This is a genomic window from Bacillus sp. FJAT-27225, from assembly GCF_001685025.1.
Classification (GTDB): Bacteria; Bacillota; Bacilli; order Bacillales; family Cytobacillaceae; genus Bacillus_D.
The window spans coordinates 33848-50986 of record NZ_MAYU01000024.1 but is presented as its reverse complement, the minus strand read 5'-3'; the positions used below and the strand labels follow the sequence as shown (position 1 = coordinate 50986).

The window sequence follows — 17139 nt, the reverse complement described above, 5'->3', positions numbered from 1 at the left end:
ATGACAAAATTAACCTATATTGGTGAAAGCAGTTTAAGCCTCATAAAAGGTAAACAATATGTGGTACTTAATAAACTTGAGGATAATTTGATTAATGTAATTGATGAATCTGGTACGGATTATGTTTTCTACCTAAATAATAATCTTTGGTTAATAGATGATATTAAAAATCAAATTATTGAAACAAAACAAATTGACCAAGTTGAATGTTTATCATTTTTTGATGTGGGCTATAATATTAAAAATAAAGGTATAAAAATTGGTCCTGTACATAAATTGATTAGTAAAACAATACTGGAAGTTGCTGCCACTTCAGACACTGCTTTTTATAAAAATGATATTTTTATCCCCAAGAGTATTCCTTTATTTGGAATGGACGGGAAGTGGGTAATTACTGGCGGTACTTATATTCGAAAAGTTAAAGTTATCGCCTCTTCTAATAATCATAGAAAAATCGACGAGTTAGCAAGACTGGTCAACTTATATAAACATCAAAATGATATTGATACTAATCCTGATGATTGGGAAAAGGTAACAGGTCAAGCAATCGTAAAAAATGTTTCTACCTCTATAAAAGGAATTGCCGATGTCCATTGGTATTCTTGTATAAATATAGGAAAAGTAGATATGAAAATCAAAAAATTGATAAGAGAGCTACCTAAAAGATAAAGGGTGGTGTAACATGTTATTTAAAGTCAGATATCTAGGAAAAACTAGTCTCTCATTAACAAATGGAAATATATATGATGTCATTTCTAAAGATGCATTTGATTGGTGGAGGATAATAGATGAATCTGGTGAAGATTATTGTTATTCTTTAGATGAATTTGAAATTATCGAGTCATAATATTTTAATTATCTTTTTTTAATTCAAATTTGTTAACCATTTATATATACAGGTAACCTTTTATTAAGGTTACCTGTATTAATTTTCAATTTAATAATAGACCTGACTGACTTATGGTATGGTTCTCGCGTGATTATCAAAATGAGGGTATTTAAATATGGAAGCTCTCTTTTAATGTTAGGGAGTTATATACTTCGTTAAAAATATTATTTTTATCAATTAAATAATTCACTAAACTCCTAGTATTAGTGCTCGAAGCATTATATTCAATATCACCTAAAGGGCTTTTAAGTATAATATTTCTAACCTCTCCACTTAACTCTGGATGGTCAATATCTATTTCGAAATAATAAAATATTACTGCTAAAACCATAGACACCCCTACATGATACTTGGCCATTCTTTTCTCTGATATTTTATAAATACTATTTGAAAAAGGATATTCTACAACTTCAGATAACTTAAGTACAAATTGATTAAAGGCGTCTAACTTTAACTTCAACTCTCCTAAGTTTTCATCTTCATCATTTTTGAACAACTTTGATTTTGATTTTAGAAAATTATTAGCTGCTTCCACACCATCTTTTGCTGTGAGATCTGGTCCCATAAGTAATATACTTAATAGAATGCACAATTCCTGATGGTTTTTCTGTTTATCCTTTCTATCTTTGGTAATATTGTAAATCCTCACCAGATCCCAGTATTCTGGTTTTTTTTCACTATTTTCAATTATTTCATTTATAAAATTGGTAATAAATTGACTGGTTTTTGAATAATAAGTGGCCATTGCAATTTCATGTTTTTCCAATGGTTTGGTATTTCTGTTGTACCTTTTAAATAATTCAATTTCAATTTCATCATCTTCAAATGGAAAGAATTCTAGTATTGATAAGTGACTTCCTAAAATTTTTATTTTATGTTCCCGATTTAACTCGGAAAACCTTTTATTGTAAACAGAAAAATCTTCACTTAATATTTCCAAATTTTTTAATGCAAATTTATCTTTTACAAATCTATAAATTGCTGTAAGGCGATGTTGCCCATCCATTACATGACGAAGTTGAATACCTGCATTACTAGTTCTTACTAAAAAAATTTCTGGGATTGGAATGCCTAGTAAAAGCGATTCAATTATAGAAGCTTCTTCTGCTAAAGTAGATCTATATTGTCTTTGATAATCTGGACTTAAAACGATACCATGTAGAACTTCTAATTGCTCATTGTCACTTAGGTTCTCCAAGTCACTTTTTATGTATTTTTCACCCTTATCAATAAAATTAATTATATCCTGAACTGATATTAAAGGACGTTGGTATTCTATTTTATGACTAATCTCCATTTATTAAAAATCCTCCTCTCATGCCTCTTCATAAATAAATTTTATTGTTTTAACCATGTTATCCTTATCTGGATATATATTTTCAAAAGTAATACCTAAGTTAAATAGTTCACTTAATATCTTATTCTTTGATTTTTTATCGATAATAGCTACTTTTGTATGTTTTGCTAACATATTTTCTAACTTATCTCCCGGCTCCACTTTAAGAAAACACCCTTTTTGAAAGTGAATTCTCTCGCTAGAGTTTCCTACTTTAATGAAATAAGATTGATCTGAATAAGTACGTTCTTTTGTTGTTTTTAAATCCTTATCAGAAAAATCAACAAGTTTTATTTCATCTCTGATAACTTCTTTATTATGAGCTGAGGCATCAACAAAATATACTATTGAATGATTTTCATTGTATTTATAATCTTCCACAGCAAAAAGTAATGAAATTAAATGTGCTTCTGTAAAATCTAGATAATTAGTAGGTAATCCAAAATGTTGGGCGTAAGCCCTAAGTTCTTCTATATCCTTTTTTTCTACTGAATTATCATAAAATGCCACTTTTTGTTTGAATAAAGATTCATACATGGATGAATGACTTTTATAACTGTCTGTATGTATCCTATAAAGTGAGGGTGTTAATGTGTATCGGCAATCTTTTTGACCTCTAGACACAAAATTAAAGTTATCAAACTTAGATATAAAATCTACATATTCAGTTACACTTTCTATGTACTGAATATTCTCTTGATTAACTTTAAATGTATTTGAAAAAGTTTCTATGACATTTTCTTTGTCCCAGGCCTCCAGGTCTTTAACTAACCCTTTCCATTCACTTTCATCAGAAAAATCATATTCAATTTTTAGAATGTTTTCTTCTACTTTAATTTTAAATTTATTAGGTAAGCCTTTCTTTAATAATAACTCTTCTACACGAGATGTATCCACTTCACTAAGGTTTTGTTCAGTTTGGTTTGCGATATCATATTTTTTTACTGAAAAATGATATTTAATGCTATAAACTATATCAAACCATTTTCCAACTAATTCCTCACTTTCTTCAAACCTTTCTGTCAAAATATCTTTTATCTCTTGATCCATGTATTCCGTTAACTTCTCATACTCTGTATTATCTCTTATAAAAGATTGCTTTAACATTTCAAAATTATAGGATTCAGGCTCTACTTGACTAAATATATCTAAAATATTATCTATTAAGTCAGTTAGATTCACTTTTTATTCCCCCTTGTTCTATAGTTAGCTGTTAATAATATACCATATTTTTACTTCGGCAATATTTGGTTATGAACAAGGATTTAGTTATTATTATAATTATTTTCAAACATAAATTAAAAAAATGCCGTAAACTTTACTTGTTTACGACATTGATAAAAAACCTCATGTACTTATGATACGGTTCTCCGTAATGTATCTAAGTGCGGTTTTTCCCATATTAAAACTAGTTTTTTATATTCCTAAGCTGCTCACGTATTAATAAATAATGGGTTTTTCTTTTTTCAAGCTAACAATAGTGAAATTACTGAAACATACAAAAATAGTGCTGCTTACGTTGCTTATGCAACAACAATATTTTCTATAACTCATTTAATTATTTTATTATTAACTTCAGGATATAAGCTGTAAATTCATATATAAAACCCAGAAATTGAACATTCCAAAAAAATAAAAATACAGCCAATAATATAATAAAGGTGATCACCTTAGTATAAGTTAATTTATTTTTTTTATCTTTCGTATATAGCCTTACTCCTGGGGACACATTTCTCATAAAAATCGCTATTTTTATTTGATATAATAATAGTATCTTTTCCAGCCGATTCTGTAGCAATATGAATGTCATAAAACAACGTTAATACAGGGTTAATATGATATAAATTGTTATACATATATAAGTTTCCAATTACAAGAAATAGAATAATAAACGCTATAAGAGTTGGAATATTTAATCCTTCTTCGCCTTGAAATATGAACATCCTGGAAGTGTGGATGCTCTGTTAAACCAGTAGAAGAGCGAGATTCATTAGAAGAAGTCATTCTACGTATTAATGAACGCTTTCCAGACGACTTTTCAGAAGGTGATAGAGTGTTATGCACAACACGTTAAAAAGAAAGACGAATGCACGGATGGTAAACATGGCTTGAAATAACAGTGAAGAGATGTTTGAGAAGAATCTATTTAAAGAACCATTCCAAGATACTCTTTTAGATATAATCTTCTGGATTCTGTGACCTTAGCCACTTATAAAAGTCTTTTGCTAAGAAAGAATATACAGTATTAAAATAATTCTGGTCTGCGTCAAACATTTTTCGTAGGTATGTAAAGATGATAGACTCACCGAACAATCGATGGGTCTATTAATACTCAAGAACTTGCAGGGAATGATTATTCTTCGCAAGTTCTTTTATAATCTAAAATTTAACCAACGCCTAATAAATATACGATTATTACCCTTAATACATATTCCATTCAAAGCGATCAGGAATATAGTCTAAGTTAATTCCTTTACTTTCTAAATCTCTGTATACATCTTTTGCAAATTCATCATAATTTGGTACATCAACATCAGTAACGGTTGGTGAAGAAACATAATAATTAACTTCATACATATTTTTATCCATATCCCAAAGGAATTCAATAGTGACATTCACTTCAAATTCAAAATGCCTCTCTTCACCACTATTAAAGTTTTCCAGGTAAGCCCCATCCTTATTATATCTATAACTAAATTCGAAATGATCCTCAAAATCGTTAGTATTATCCCCATTTTTAGAACTGCCAAACCAAATCCTTTCGTTTTTCTTTCATTATAACTTACATTACTTTCTGATTCATTTCATGTAAGGATTTTACCTTTTCATCATTAAAATAGACTGTAATGATAGGGAAAATAGCTGACCTCTCATATTGAGAAACTTAGATCTGGTAGAAGGTTTTCCTTGGTTTTTAGGTCGCTTCCCTCCTCTTTAATATATTAGAGTAGAGGTGGATTGAACATTTTTTTCCAACTTTTCTTTATACTTTCTTTTTTGGAGTCCTACTCGTTCGCTTTCAAAAAAAAACCACACTGGCTTATGGTAGGTTTCTAATTAGTTATTGTGAATAATCGTCAGTCTATTTGTGATTATCAATACCTATCGAATCACAAGTTAGTAATAAAATAAGTAATTATCATTATTACCTTCCTGTTTTCAATAATTTTCCGTTTTATTACCAGTTAAAATGTTTAATAATGAATTAGCATTATCTAATAAATCATCGTAGGTAATTATTTCAATTTTATCTCTAAAAATTAGATTCCTTCTTCTGAGCTTTTCTTTGTTTTCTGGTGTTAAAGTTTTTGATCTTCCAATGACCACATAGCCTTTTGGTGAATATAATTCTTGGATTTTTTCACGTGCATATGGGTTATTGTGTTCAATCCACTCTAACCAATCCATTATTTGTTGTTCTGCATGTACTAATTCACTAGACGGGTTACCTTGTTTAGTATAAATATTTAAAGTACTTGCTTCAATTTCAATAACATCAAAAAGACCACTATATCTTTCTAATACATAGTCAGCTTCATATTCTGACCCGAAACTATGTTTATCTAATACTCTAATATATTCAGTTCCAAATAATATTGGATAGTTTGTCAAAATTGTTTGAAGTTTATTCTCATTTCTAAATGAACTATTTAATAAGTCTGATAATTTTTTAATTCCTTCTTTCAAATTATTAATAACGTATTGAGCATTATCGAGCTGTTTTAATTTCTCCATTATTTTATTTTTATAGATATTAACTTCACTAAACGAATAAATTCTTGGAATTTCATTGCTCGTCAAATCAACTTCTTCTTCAAGATTTGGCATAATAGAATTTGTAAGTTTGTAAGTTTTTAATTCACCATTTTCATCTAATAATTCAAAACCATATTCATATAATTCGTTATAATATTCAACAAGCTTTTGTTCTGTACTATTATCATTAGGAAAAACAGGTACATTGTATATAATTGACATAGCTAGTTCATGTAGTATATCTTTATCTATTTCATCTTTTGAGCCTTCAACAGACGTTGTTAATAAAGCAGCCACTTCAACACTGTTATAAGAACTATTAAACGTATAACAGATAATGTAAAGCAATGGTCTACTTTCTTCATCAATGTCAAAAATCATTTCTTTAACAATTTCATAAAAATTAGGCTCTTCTCTATACTTTTCTACATTTATTTTTAGATCTTTTTTACCATCTGAATACTTTTTATAATCTTCATCAATATCTTCGCCACTATGTGTAACCAAGGTACGCAATAAATTTGGTTTTTTATACATGTCTAATCTTCTCAAAAAATTTCCCTCCTATGAAAATTTTATTATTATTTACAATACGAGTGAGAGCTCTAAAAATACAAAAACCGCATTTACTTATGATAAGGTTCCCCCCTGTTAATCCTAAACGCCCGATAAATCTGCTCCACCAATATCAACCTCATCAGCTGATGGGGAAACGTCATTTTGGAAAATGAGAGCTTTTCATTTGCGCGCGATAAAACTTCTCCGCTTAAGCCAAGTGAGCCGCCTATCACAAACGCAATTTTACTTTTCCCATGAAGGGCCAGGTTATCCAAGGTGGAAGCAAGCTCTTCGGAGGATTGCATTTTTCCTTCTATTGCTAATGCAATGACATACGGGTCCTGCCCTATCTTGGCAAGGATCCGTTCTCCTTCCTTTTTTTTGACCTGCTCCATTTCCGCCAGGCTCATTTCTTCAGGAGCCTTTTCATCTGGCACTTCAATCACTTCTATTTTTGAATAGGCCGATAGCCTTTTGATATATTCTTCGATTCCCTGTTTAAGGTACTTTTCTTTCAATTTGCCAACTGTCACAATCGAGATATTCACAATCCACAGCCCTTTACAATTTGGTTACAAACAGTTTACAAACAAGTTATCAACAGGAGTTATCCACATTTCCACATTTATTATCCACATCTTGTAGGAGATCATCCGTTCGCCACAATATATACTGAGGTTTTTTGACAAAATTCGCAGCTTGTTGATAACTTATCCACAACCACTTTTTCAAGGATCGGAAAGGTTTCATGTTCATCTACGACTTTATCTAAAGCCAAATCGACATGTTCTTCACAGCAATAAATCATTGGATCCACCTCCCATTCATTTGTATTTTCCACAAATGCAAACTGGTTATTCCCATCATAACAAACCCTTTGACTTATCCACATTATTTTTTTAGCCTCAAAAAAGCAGCGAAGTCACCTAGCCCCGCCGCTTTAAAAATCTATAGATTATCTTCTCCTAGTTCCAAGGTCGTTTTCATCTCTTTGCCTTGTCTGTAAAACTTGATTTCCATTTTCTCGCCGATTTTCTTTTTATTATATAGATGCTTCCGTAAATCTATCACATCTTCTATTTTTTCACCATCCATCGAGACGATTACGTCTAATTCCTTCAATCCAGCCTTATCTGCTGGCGAGCCGGGCACTACATGCCTTAAGGCAACACCATAGTTTGTTTTTTCCGGAAGATTCAATTCCCCTTGCCGGAAGGAGACAGGTAAATCTGATACAGAGCGCAGATCCACTCCCATGTACGGACGGCGGACCTCACCATATTGTTCAAGATCATTTATTACCGGCTTTGCATAGTTAATTGGAATTGAAAGCCCGATTCCTTCCACGGCGGACTCCGCAATTTTCATTGAATTAATACCGATTACCTGTCCGGCGATATTAATTAGCGCACCCCCGCTATTGCCCGGGTTAATTGCAGCATCTGTTTGCAGAACCTCTGCCTGCCAGTCCGGTATACCATCCTGGTTGATATCAACAGGAATAGCACGCTCTAGGCCAGATATGATTCCTTGAGTAACTGAACCTGAGAAAGTCAGGCCTAATGGATTTCCTATTGCAATCACCGGCTCACCAGGCTTCAGGTTGTCGGAATTGCCGAACTCTGCAACAGTTTTTACTAGCTTGGAATCAACCTCCAGCACCGCAAGATCTGTCCATATATCACTGCCCTTAAGCTTTGCTGGAATTTTAGTGCCGTCTGCAAGTGTAATCTCCAATTCGCTTGCCCCTTCGACAACATGATGATTGGTTACTATGTACGCCTTATTCCCTGACCGTTTATAAATAACTCCAGAACCTGTCCCTGCCGATTCTTCCTGTTCTTCACTGAACCAGAACCTGCCTGATGTTTGTATATTGCTTATCCCAACAACGGCATCAGCAGCTTTATCAACTGCCTTTGTTACGTCCGTATTTACATCAATAGCAACTGTGCCGGAGTTCCCAGCCACTTCCTCCTTAGGTGCCTTATTAGTAGGCTCAACAACATAAGGAAGAACGCCTGCATCTGAAAGGACGGGAATGGTCATAATTACGATCAAAGCCCCGATAACCGCCCCGATAAGGCTTGTGAGGAAATAACCTTTCCTACTGCGTTTCTTCTCTGGTTCCCGATACCGGGTTTGAAAGTCTTGATCGTAATACCCCATGTTACTCCTCCTCCATGCAAGCTGGCACTTTTTGTTCATATCATTATTATACTCGCAAACCTATGGTTTTCTAATTAAAAACAATCTTTATGCTTATCTTTTTCCAAAAATCACATGTTTTGGACAATAATTATTTTTACAAATCAAAAAGAGCAAATCCCTTCCTCATGTAGGAGGAGATTTGCTCTTTTTCTCGTTTTAAACAGCAGTAAGTGCTGTAGGAATTCTTGGGTCTGTATCGTACAGGTCAAATTGTTCTCCTATGAGAATGCCTCTTGTTTCAAGAGTTTGGGCAACAGACATTCTTGCCAAGTCCTTAATATTGTTATCAAGGCTTAAATGGGCAAGATAAATCCTTTTTGTATTTTCTCCGGCGACTTCACTCATCGCTACGGCTGCATCCTCGTTGGAAACATGGCCGACATCACTTAATATCCGGCGCTTTACATTCCATGGATATCTTCCCATCCTCAGCATTTGAACGTCATGATTGCTTTCAAATACATACGCATCAGCGTTTGAAATGACTCCCTTCATCCTGTCACTGACATAACCAGTATCAGTGATGATGACAAGCTTTTTGCCGCCTGAATAAAATACATAAAACATTGGCTCAGCCGCATCGTGTGATACCCCAAATGACTCAATATCAAGTGAACCAAAGCTTTTTACTGTTTCCATTCCAAAAACAAATTTTTGCTCTGTTGGCACTTCGCCTATCAGGGTATCCATGGCCTTCCATGTTTTTTCATTTGCATAGATAGGCAGTTTATATTTACGCGCGGCTACCCCAAGTCCCTTTATATGATCGCTATGTTCATGGGTAACAAGGATGCCTGACAAACTGCTCATTTCACGGCCAATTTTCTGGAAAAGACCTTCAAGTTGCTTGCCGCTCAGGCCTGCATCAACAAGGAATGAATGGTCGCCTGATTCCACATAGATCGCATTGCCAGTACTACCACTGGCAAGTACACTAAACTGCAATGTCATTCGACTTCACTCCGTTACTTCGTTTTCATTATTGTTATAGTTTAAATCAACTTGTCCTTCAAAGGCATTTACATACAGGTTTTCTTCATTATTTACCTCAATTCTCCAAGTTGGCGCAAACACTTGTGATGAAGCAAGCGGTACGAAAGTTGAATAACCTAGTTCAGCATCCGTAATTTTCGAGTTTGACTTTAGAAGCCCACGCTGAAGAAGAATTTCGATGGCTTTTAAAGGGGTAAGAACTTCCTCTTTTACATCGTCATACTTTTTTATATCCTCCAAGAGCGTTTGCTCATAGGAGACGACTTGATTTTTATCATTTAAATGGAATACAAGCATTCCATTTTCATTTTTATAAAAAAACTTGTTTTCAAATTGCTGAAGATAAATAATCGTCTTATCTTCTTCATTTTTACTCCAAAATTTATACTCGTTTCCATTTAGGACATTCTCAGCAATAAGCCCCGCTAAAGAAACGGGTTCAAAATTGCTATCGAGTTGATATGGCTTATCAAAAGAGGAAAACAGCGTTGTCTTTTTATTTATTTGAACAGTTTGCCCTTTAAGGCTATCCGCCTCTTTTTCTGTGAATTCTTTTAACCGCGCACTCACATATTGTTCCTTAATAGAACCTTTTGGCATATCAAAGGTTATCTCAATTTCTTCAGCTTTCAATTGATCCTCAATCTTAGTTTCAACCCTCAACTCATACTTACTTGAATTATATTTAATCATAAATTGAGAGACGAGATATACATCAAGAATAAGAAAAGTAATGATAAAGATTGTTTTTATTCTACTCCAGTCCACGCTTGACTCCCCCTAACTCATCCATGGAAATCTCTTCCCATGAATTATTGTAAAGGTAGAACCAGGCTGGCTCCAGAACGATGAGCCTTTTTAACTGAGGCTCTCTCTCCATCCTATAGCCAAGTACGAGGCTTTCAAGCAATTCAGGCTTAAAATTTTCTCTGCTGTGCAGGAATTCAATTACATCCCTGCCAGATGGCCTGACCACTTTTGTAAACTCCAATGGTAGTTCCATTGAAAAAGTCGGCCTCGTAAATTTTATTATTTCATTTTTCCCCCAAACTTCTGTAATTTCCGAAAGACCTTTGCTATTGAAAACAGGATAGCCGTCCATACTATACATTCTGAAGGTAACTTCCTGGCTGCCTTCATCCAAACTTGCAAATCTATACGGATCGGTCCAGCCACTATGATTATTAATGAAGTCAATACTTCTTTGCAAAAGGTTTGCAGCCCCCGAGATATACCCATTATCCTCCGTTGGATTAACAAAAACAAGATAATTATCATCGGTATAAATGTTCAACTTGCTTGAGTCATTCGTATATTCTTCTGAACCATCAACAAAGCTCTTTAATACGAGGTTAGGAACCTTGAATAACGCTTCCTTAAATTCCTCCGAGTTAAGATTCATCGGTAAATACTTGTATTGAATCATTTCTGTTTCCTGTTCCGGAATAAAGATGGTCCTCTTTTCGCCTGCATTATAAGAAAAATAAGCTGGGTACTGTTCAGCATTTTCGTAGAATTCCTGGTCAAATTTGGCCAAATAGGAAGAGGATATATAACTAATATAAATTTGCTGGTTTGCAGTATTGGCAAAATAGATTCGTCCGCGATCCTTTTTTAGGCTTGTCATATCAATGACTACACGGTCAAACTTAAAGGACGGGATCCTTTTTTGCTCAAAGTTTAGTACTTCCCTAAATACTTCAATGGGTACTTCGTGCGGAAATACAAGTTCAACTTTGCCTGTACCATGGATAGCCTGTTTGAAGTTGCCCGCCTGTTCAGTGTAATTCTGGACATCAAAGTATACCCATTCTGAGATTTCATTTATTACTCTATCCACTTCATTTGTCCCAAAATGTTTATCTTCCCCTACATGGTAGAGGATTCGATCAGGTTTAATAATGCTGGACTCTTCCTTCTTATCGCCCATTTTGACTTCCTCAACAAATTTGCCACTCACAAGTGGATCATAATTTGGCTGATACGTCCATATGGCCCATGTTAGTCCAAAACTAAGCAACATGAGTGCTGTAAGCACAACTGATTTTATTGTTTCATATTTCATGCCCAGTCAACCTCTTCAGAAGGCTCATAAGGAAGTGTAAAGATGACTTGTGTTCCTTTACCTTCCTCGCTTGTTGCCCAAATTGTTCCCCCGTGTGCCATTATCATTTCCTTGGCAATCGCAAGCCCGAGGCCTGTCCCCCCCAATTTTCTTGTCCTGGCCTTATCGACACGGTAGAAGCGGTCAAATATTTTCCCTACATTCTCCTTTGGAATCCCGATACCTTCATCCTTGACACTCACAGTAATCTTCCCTACTTCCTCAACTACTGTAAAAGTGACTTCCCCGCCTTCAGGAGAGTATTTCATTGCATTCGAAATAATATTATCCAATACCTGTGTCAGTTTGTCTTCATCAATATCAACAAAAAGAGGCTTCCTTGGAAGGATTCTGGTAAACCTAACATTCTCTTCCTTGGTCATCTCAAACCGGTCAATAATCCTGTTAAAGAATTCCGTAAAATCTATCCATTCTTTTGAAAGGCGATAATCCCTGCTATCCATTTTGGAAAGCTGCAGTAAATCATTAACCAGACGGATCATCCGCTCAGTTTCTGTTTGTGCCACATTCAAAAATTGAGGGCCAACCTCCGGATCCTTCATGACACCATCCGCAAGTGCTTCCAAATAGCTTCTCATTGTTGTTAATGGAGTTCTTAACTCATGGGAAACATTTGCGACAAATTCCCTGCGTTCTGCATCGATTTTTTCTTGTTCGGTAATATCATGTAATACTGTAATCAATCCATTCACAAAGCCTGTTTCTTTTTGAATAACAGAAAGATTGGCTTTAAGAATATAAGGATTATGTTTTGTGCTATAATCCAGAATAATTGAATCATTTATTTCCAGCAATTCCTCAAAGGTATATGTGTCCTGCAAATCCAATAAGGCAACTATAGGTTCAGATAACACTGTTTCACGTGAAACACCAAGCATTTTTGCTGCTGGCTCATTAACGACAATGACTCTTCCTCTCCGGTCCGTTGCAATAACGCCATCTGTCATATATGAAAGAACAGAGGAAAGCTTCCTTCTCTCACCTTCTGTAGTCGCCTGGGCCTCCTGGAGCTTTTTCGTCAGGTTATTAAAGGTCATGGCCAGGGTGCCAATTTCATCATGGCCATACACTTTAACCTTTCTGGAAAAATTACCTTTAGCCATGGCAATAGCCTGTTTTTTCATGTCTGTAATCGGCCTGGTTATCGTTTGGGCCAGTAATGTACCGAGGATAGCCGTAATGCCAAGGGCAATTGCCGTCCCTGTTGCAAGAATGCTATTGATTGTATTCATCTGCTCAAAAACAGATTCAATATTTGCCTCTAAATAAATGGCACCGATTGTTTTCCCTTCTGATTTAACAGGATAAGCCAACACCCAAATACGGTGGCCACTGCTGCGGTCTATGAGGATATCACTCTGTTCCTCTTCTAGCAAAAGTGCGCGTTTTATTCTTAGTTCTGTCGTTCGCTTCCCTACAACATTTTGGTCACCCGGTTCAGACGTACCAATAATGTTTAATGAGGCTGCGCCAATAAATCTGGCTTCAGTAATATCATCACCAACCGCAAAATCACTCAGGATTTTTCTGACATCATCTTCAAGTGTAGGGTCTTCCGATGTTCGCTCCTTCTCCATCTGCTCGACTAAATTATACCCGAGCATGTTTACCTGCCCTTTTAACGATGTTTGGAAATTGGTGGTTAACGTTTCTTCCAATTGCCTTACAAAATATACACCAATTATTTGTCCAGCGACAAGAATGAGCAGGATATACATTAACACAAGTTTTAATCTAATTGAATTTAAAAAACCGACTCTTCTCATGAAGATGTTTACTCCTGATCCGGATTTCGCAAGTAATAGCCTACTCCTCTTCTAGTCACAATCCAGGCAGGATGGCTTGGATTATCCTCAATCTTTTCCCTAAGCCTTCTGACAGTCACATCAACTGTCCGTACATCGCCATAATAGTCATATCCCCATACAGTCTGAAGGAGATGTTCCCTAGTCATGACTTGTCCAATGTGCTTGGCAAGATAATGGAGTAGTTCAAACTCACGGTGAGTTAATTCTATTGTTTCGCCACGTTTTGAAACGATATAAGCATCAGGGTGAATAGTCAATGAACCAACTTCAATTTCATTGGTTGTTCCTTCTGTGGCTTGTCCAGAAGGAAGTTGATGGCGTCTCAGGTTCGCCTTTACCCTTGCAATCAGTTCCCTTGTACTGAAAGGCTTTGTGACATAATCATCAGCGCCTAATTCAAGTCCAAGGACTTTATCTATTTCGGAATCCTTTGCAGTCAGCATAATGATTGGCATTTCATGCTTTTTTCGTACTTCCCTGCAAACTTCCATCCCATCCCGAAGCGGAAGCATAATATCCAGCAGGATCAGGTCAGGTTGCACTTCTTCAACCATTGAAATAGCTTCGTTCCCATCATAAGCACAGAAAACAGTATAGCCCTCTTTTTTTAAATTAAATTGAAGTATATCAGCAATTGGTTTTTCATCATCTACAACCAATATTTTCTTTTCCATCCCCATGCTCCTTTCTTCCTGTTTCTCTTTCTCTACTACATACGTATACTACTTTACTTTACCACTTTAGCCCCCATAAATCATCTATTAGAAAATATTGGACGGATGAGAGTTACATTGTTCTTATTGAACGTTCCTGCTCGTAATAGAGTAGCCAGAGGGTATGATTGGCCCTTTATAAGTTGCATGTTTGCCTGTGCCTCCTCTAGTATAAAAGCCCCCGACATTTTGTCGGGGGCTCACTCCTATTTGATTACCGTATGTAATTCAATGGATTCTGGAGTTTACCATTTTTATAGACTTCAAAATGAAGATGAATACCAGTTGAGTCTCCTGTCGAACCCATGTTTCCTATTTTTGACCCTCTGGAAACAGTTTGCCCCACTTGGACATCTATGGAAGAAAGGTGTGCATATACAGTCCGGAAACCATTATTATGGTCTATTACGATTTTCTTTCCGTATGCCCCATCCCATCCCGCCTCAACAACGGTTCCATTATCGGCGGCCTTGATTGTATAGTTGGATGGACGAGCAATATCTATGCCTTTATGCATTTTTCCCCATCGATAGCCTACCTGGCTTGATACATATCCACCAGATGCCGGCCATACAAATGAGCCCTCACCGCGTGATGGAACTACCTTTGTACCTCGGACAATAATATGATTAACAGGTTTTGTTGTAATCGTCTCGTTGGAAACAATTTTATTTACTGTTTTCCCGTTTTGTTCAGAAATGGTATAAACGACATGTCGTTCTCCATTTTTCCCTTCTTGCTTAATCTTCTTTTCACCCTTAAACATGGAATCGTCATTTACAATTTCAGTTTTAAAGGTTATCGATTCTTTTTTAAACACTTCTCTTTCAACAATAACGGACAGGTAAGCCTTCGGAACCGTAATATTGAGCTGTTGTCCCACTTTAATTACCGAAGTTTCCTTTACTCCTGGATTAAGAGCAAGCAACTGGGTGGTGGATAGGTTTACGTCCTTCGCTATTGACCCAAGCACATCCCCGTCTTTAACAGTATACTGTTTTTCTTCCAAAGTTCCTTTTTGCAAGAATTTAAGTGCTTGGTCAGGATTTAGTACATTTTCAGGGGTTGTTGTTAAAGCTTCAATAGCTACGTCTTCAGAAAGACGAACATCTTTTAAACGTGTTTGATTTTCTTTCAATGCGGGTAAAGTCTTGGCAGGATTGTTTTTTGTATCTTCAAACTCCTGCAGCTCCTCAGCAGTCACATATTGTAGCTTCAATTTATTTAAGACTTCTTCAGCGTCTTGCTTGCTTTTTAAATATACAATCGGTTTTCCGGCAACTACAATTGCGGTTGATTCAACCTCAACAGCTAGTTCAGCGGAAAGTTTCTGAGTTGCTTGCTGATTATTGGCAGTGGATCTGAAGACTTGTTCTGGTATATAAGTAATATTCGAACCAATGGTGAAGGTATAGTCTTTATGAGTCTGCTCCATTGTTTGAATTTCTTTTTTTATAAGATCTTCTATTATATGTTTATCTGAAACAGTTCCAATATATGTATCATCCATATACACATAATATACAGTTGTAAGTTCTGACTTTGCCTCTACTTCTCCGGCGGTACCAAACATTAGAAATGATAGTGCCAACAAAGCGATAAGGCAATTTGGCAGTGGAATTCTTCTGGATTGGACCAACCGCTTCTGAGCTTTTTTCATCATTATTTTTCCTCCTGAGCGACAAGAACATGACTATTATCCTACTTCATCTTCATTGGGAAATTTTTTATTTTTTATACTTCTATACTTTACCATAAAAAAATATTTATAAATTGAAAGTTAAAATATTGTAATATAAATGTATAATAGCTGACATTTTAAGGGAAATACCTGGGTTTTTTTAGCGAAAACAGAGAATGGGCAGAGGGAAACAGGAACGTTATCCTAGGAGAAAAAGCCTATAAATCAAGGTTTTATGAAAAATTCCCTACCATAGTTATAGAAAAGCAATATCGACATATTTTTTAATATTTGTTGGGAAAATTTCAATTTATTATTACAAAACTATTACATTTGTAAAGTAAATGAAGGGAAATAAATAAAGAGAGCAGAAGATTCTGCTCTCTTTATTATGGCGCGGGACGGAATCGAACCGCCGACACAAGGATTTTCAGTCCTTTGCTCTACCGACTGAGCTACCGTGCCTTATTAAAAATGTACCCTAAAGTGAATCCTGCATGTCCTTCGTCCCAATCTCGGAAAGCTTATTCAAGCAGCCTCTCGATTGGTACGCTGATGCTTACTCATGTTGCTTATTCACCGTGCTCTACCGACTCCTGTGCTTAAAGCATCAGCTAACGCTCATGCATAGCGCAGAACCTACTTTGATAATTACTCAGGATGTTTACGGTCCAGCTACCGATCCGTATTCACTTCCATATGTATGTTGTATAGCCTTTTTAAAAATGGCGGTCTGGACGGGACTCGAACCCGCGACCTCCTGCGTGACAGGCAGGCATTCTAACCAACTGAACTACCAGACCAATAAATAATAATGACCCCTACGGGATTCGAACCCGTGTTACCGCCGTGAAAGGGCGGTGTCTTAACCGCTTGACCAAGGGGCCATTCACCAAGAAAATGGTGAGCCATGAAGGACTCGAACCTTCGACCCTCTGATTAAAAGTCAGATGCTCTACCAACTGAGCTAATGGCTCGTAAATAATATTATTATATTAATTCGCCAACAAGCTAAAACAACTTTTTGCCAGTGGCGACGTTTTTTATAATAGCATAAGCAATTTATATA

15 protein-coding genes and 4 tRNA genes are annotated in these 17139 nt (G+C 35.7%); 2 read left to right on the top strand and 17 right to left on the bottom strand.

Annotated elements, in window-relative coordinates; all coding sequences use genetic code 11:
* Together A8F94_RS21335 and A8F94_RS25960 are read left to right on the top strand one after the other, a co-directional pair.
* On the top strand, positions 1-669 hold the full coding sequence (locus A8F94_RS21335) for a hypothetical protein (protein WP_066205332.1): 669 nt from the start codon (positions 1-3) through the stop codon (positions 667-669).
* Positions 670-682: 13 nt separating this feature from the next.
* Entirely contained in the window at positions 683-847 is a 165-nt protein-coding gene (locus A8F94_RS25960; protein WP_175384491.1) for a hypothetical protein, read from the top strand.
* Positions 848-998: 151 nt separating this feature from the next.
* Here A8F94_RS25960 and A8F94_RS21330 read toward each other — a convergent pair whose 3' ends face one another.
* From A8F94_RS21330 to A8F94_RS21250, 17 genes are all read right to left on the bottom strand, one after another.
* Positions 999-2186: a DUF262 domain-containing protein gene (locus A8F94_RS21330; protein ID WP_066205329.1), complete on the bottom strand. Its 1188-nt coding sequence runs from the start codon at positions 2184-2186 to the stop codon at positions 999-1001.
* Between the two features lie 18 nt (positions 2187-2204).
* Positions 2205-3407, bottom strand: a complete 1203-nt coding sequence (locus tag A8F94_RS21325) for an FRG domain-containing protein (protein WP_066205326.1) — start codon at positions 3405-3407, stop codon at positions 2205-2207.
* 1239 nt (positions 3408-4646) lie between these two features.
* Complete coding sequence (locus A8F94_RS25955) at positions 4647-4802, bottom strand: hypothetical protein (RefSeq protein ID WP_175384490.1); 156 nt, start codon at positions 4800-4802, stop codon at positions 4647-4649.
* A 582-nt stretch (positions 4803-5384) separates the two neighbouring features.
* Positions 5385-6533, bottom strand: a complete 1149-nt coding sequence (locus tag A8F94_RS21315) for a Shedu anti-phage system protein SduA domain-containing protein (RefSeq protein ID WP_066205320.1) — start codon at positions 6531-6533, stop codon at positions 5385-5387.
* Positions 6534-6607: 74 nt separating this feature from the next.
* Entirely contained in the window at positions 6608-7087 is a 480-nt protein-coding gene (gene rlmH, locus A8F94_RS21310) for a 23S rRNA (pseudouridine(1915)-N(3))-methyltransferase RlmH (RefSeq protein WP_066205317.1), read from the bottom strand.
* 101 nt (positions 7088-7188) lie between these two features.
* A complete protein-coding gene (locus A8F94_RS21305; protein ID WP_066206085.1) occupies positions 7189-7347 on the bottom strand; it encodes a CxxH/CxxC protein in 159 nt (52 codons plus the stop codon).
* A 140-nt stretch (positions 7348-7487) separates the two neighbouring features.
* Positions 7488-8708, bottom strand: coding sequence for a S1C family serine protease (locus tag A8F94_RS21300; RefSeq protein WP_066205314.1), 1221 nt, complete (start codon positions 8706-8708; stop codon positions 7488-7490).
* Positions 8709-8906: 198 nt separating this feature from the next.
* Complete coding sequence (locus A8F94_RS21295; RefSeq protein WP_066205312.1) at positions 8907-9701, bottom strand: MBL fold metallo-hydrolase; 795 nt, start codon at positions 9699-9701, stop codon at positions 8907-8909.
* Positions 9702-9707: 6 nt separating this feature from the next.
* Entirely contained in the window at positions 9708-10511 is an 804-nt protein-coding gene (locus A8F94_RS21290; protein ID WP_066205309.1) for a two-component system regulatory protein YycI, read from the bottom strand.
* Complete coding sequence (locus A8F94_RS21285) at positions 10498-11808, bottom strand: YycH family regulatory protein (protein WP_066205308.1); 1311 nt, start codon at positions 11806-11808, stop codon at positions 10498-10500. Before A8F94_RS21285 ends, A8F94_RS21290 begins: the two co-directional genes overlap by 14 nt.
* The gene (walK, locus tag A8F94_RS21280; RefSeq protein WP_066205306.1) at positions 11805-13634 is read right to left on the bottom strand and encodes a cell wall metabolism sensor histidine kinase WalK; all 1830 of its coding nucleotides are present in this window, start codon (positions 13632-13634) and stop codon (positions 11805-11807) included. Before walK ends, A8F94_RS21285 begins: the two co-directional genes overlap by 4 nt.
* A gap of 8 nt (positions 13635-13642) precedes the next feature.
* Positions 13643-14350: a response regulator YycF gene (yycF, locus tag A8F94_RS21275; RefSeq protein ID WP_066206082.1), complete on the bottom strand. Its 708-nt coding sequence runs from the start codon at positions 14348-14350 to the stop codon at positions 13643-13645.
* 253 nt (positions 14351-14603) lie between these two features.
* Positions 14604-16052, bottom strand: coding sequence for a M23 family metallopeptidase (locus A8F94_RS21270; RefSeq protein ID WP_066205304.1), 1449 nt, complete (start codon positions 16050-16052; stop codon positions 14604-14606).
* 410 nt (positions 16053-16462) lie between these two features.
* A tRNA-Phe gene (locus A8F94_RS21265) sits at positions 16463-16535 on the bottom strand.
* A 261-nt stretch (positions 16536-16796) separates the two neighbouring features.
* Positions 16797-16873: transfer RNA gene (locus A8F94_RS21260), tRNA-Asp, on the bottom strand.
* A gap of 12 nt (positions 16874-16885) precedes the next feature.
* Positions 16886-16957 (bottom strand) — tRNA-Glu (locus A8F94_RS21255).
* A gap of 14 nt (positions 16958-16971) precedes the next feature.
* Positions 16972-17047: transfer RNA gene (locus A8F94_RS21250), tRNA-Lys, on the bottom strand.
* Positions 17048-17139: the final 92 nt, after the last annotated feature.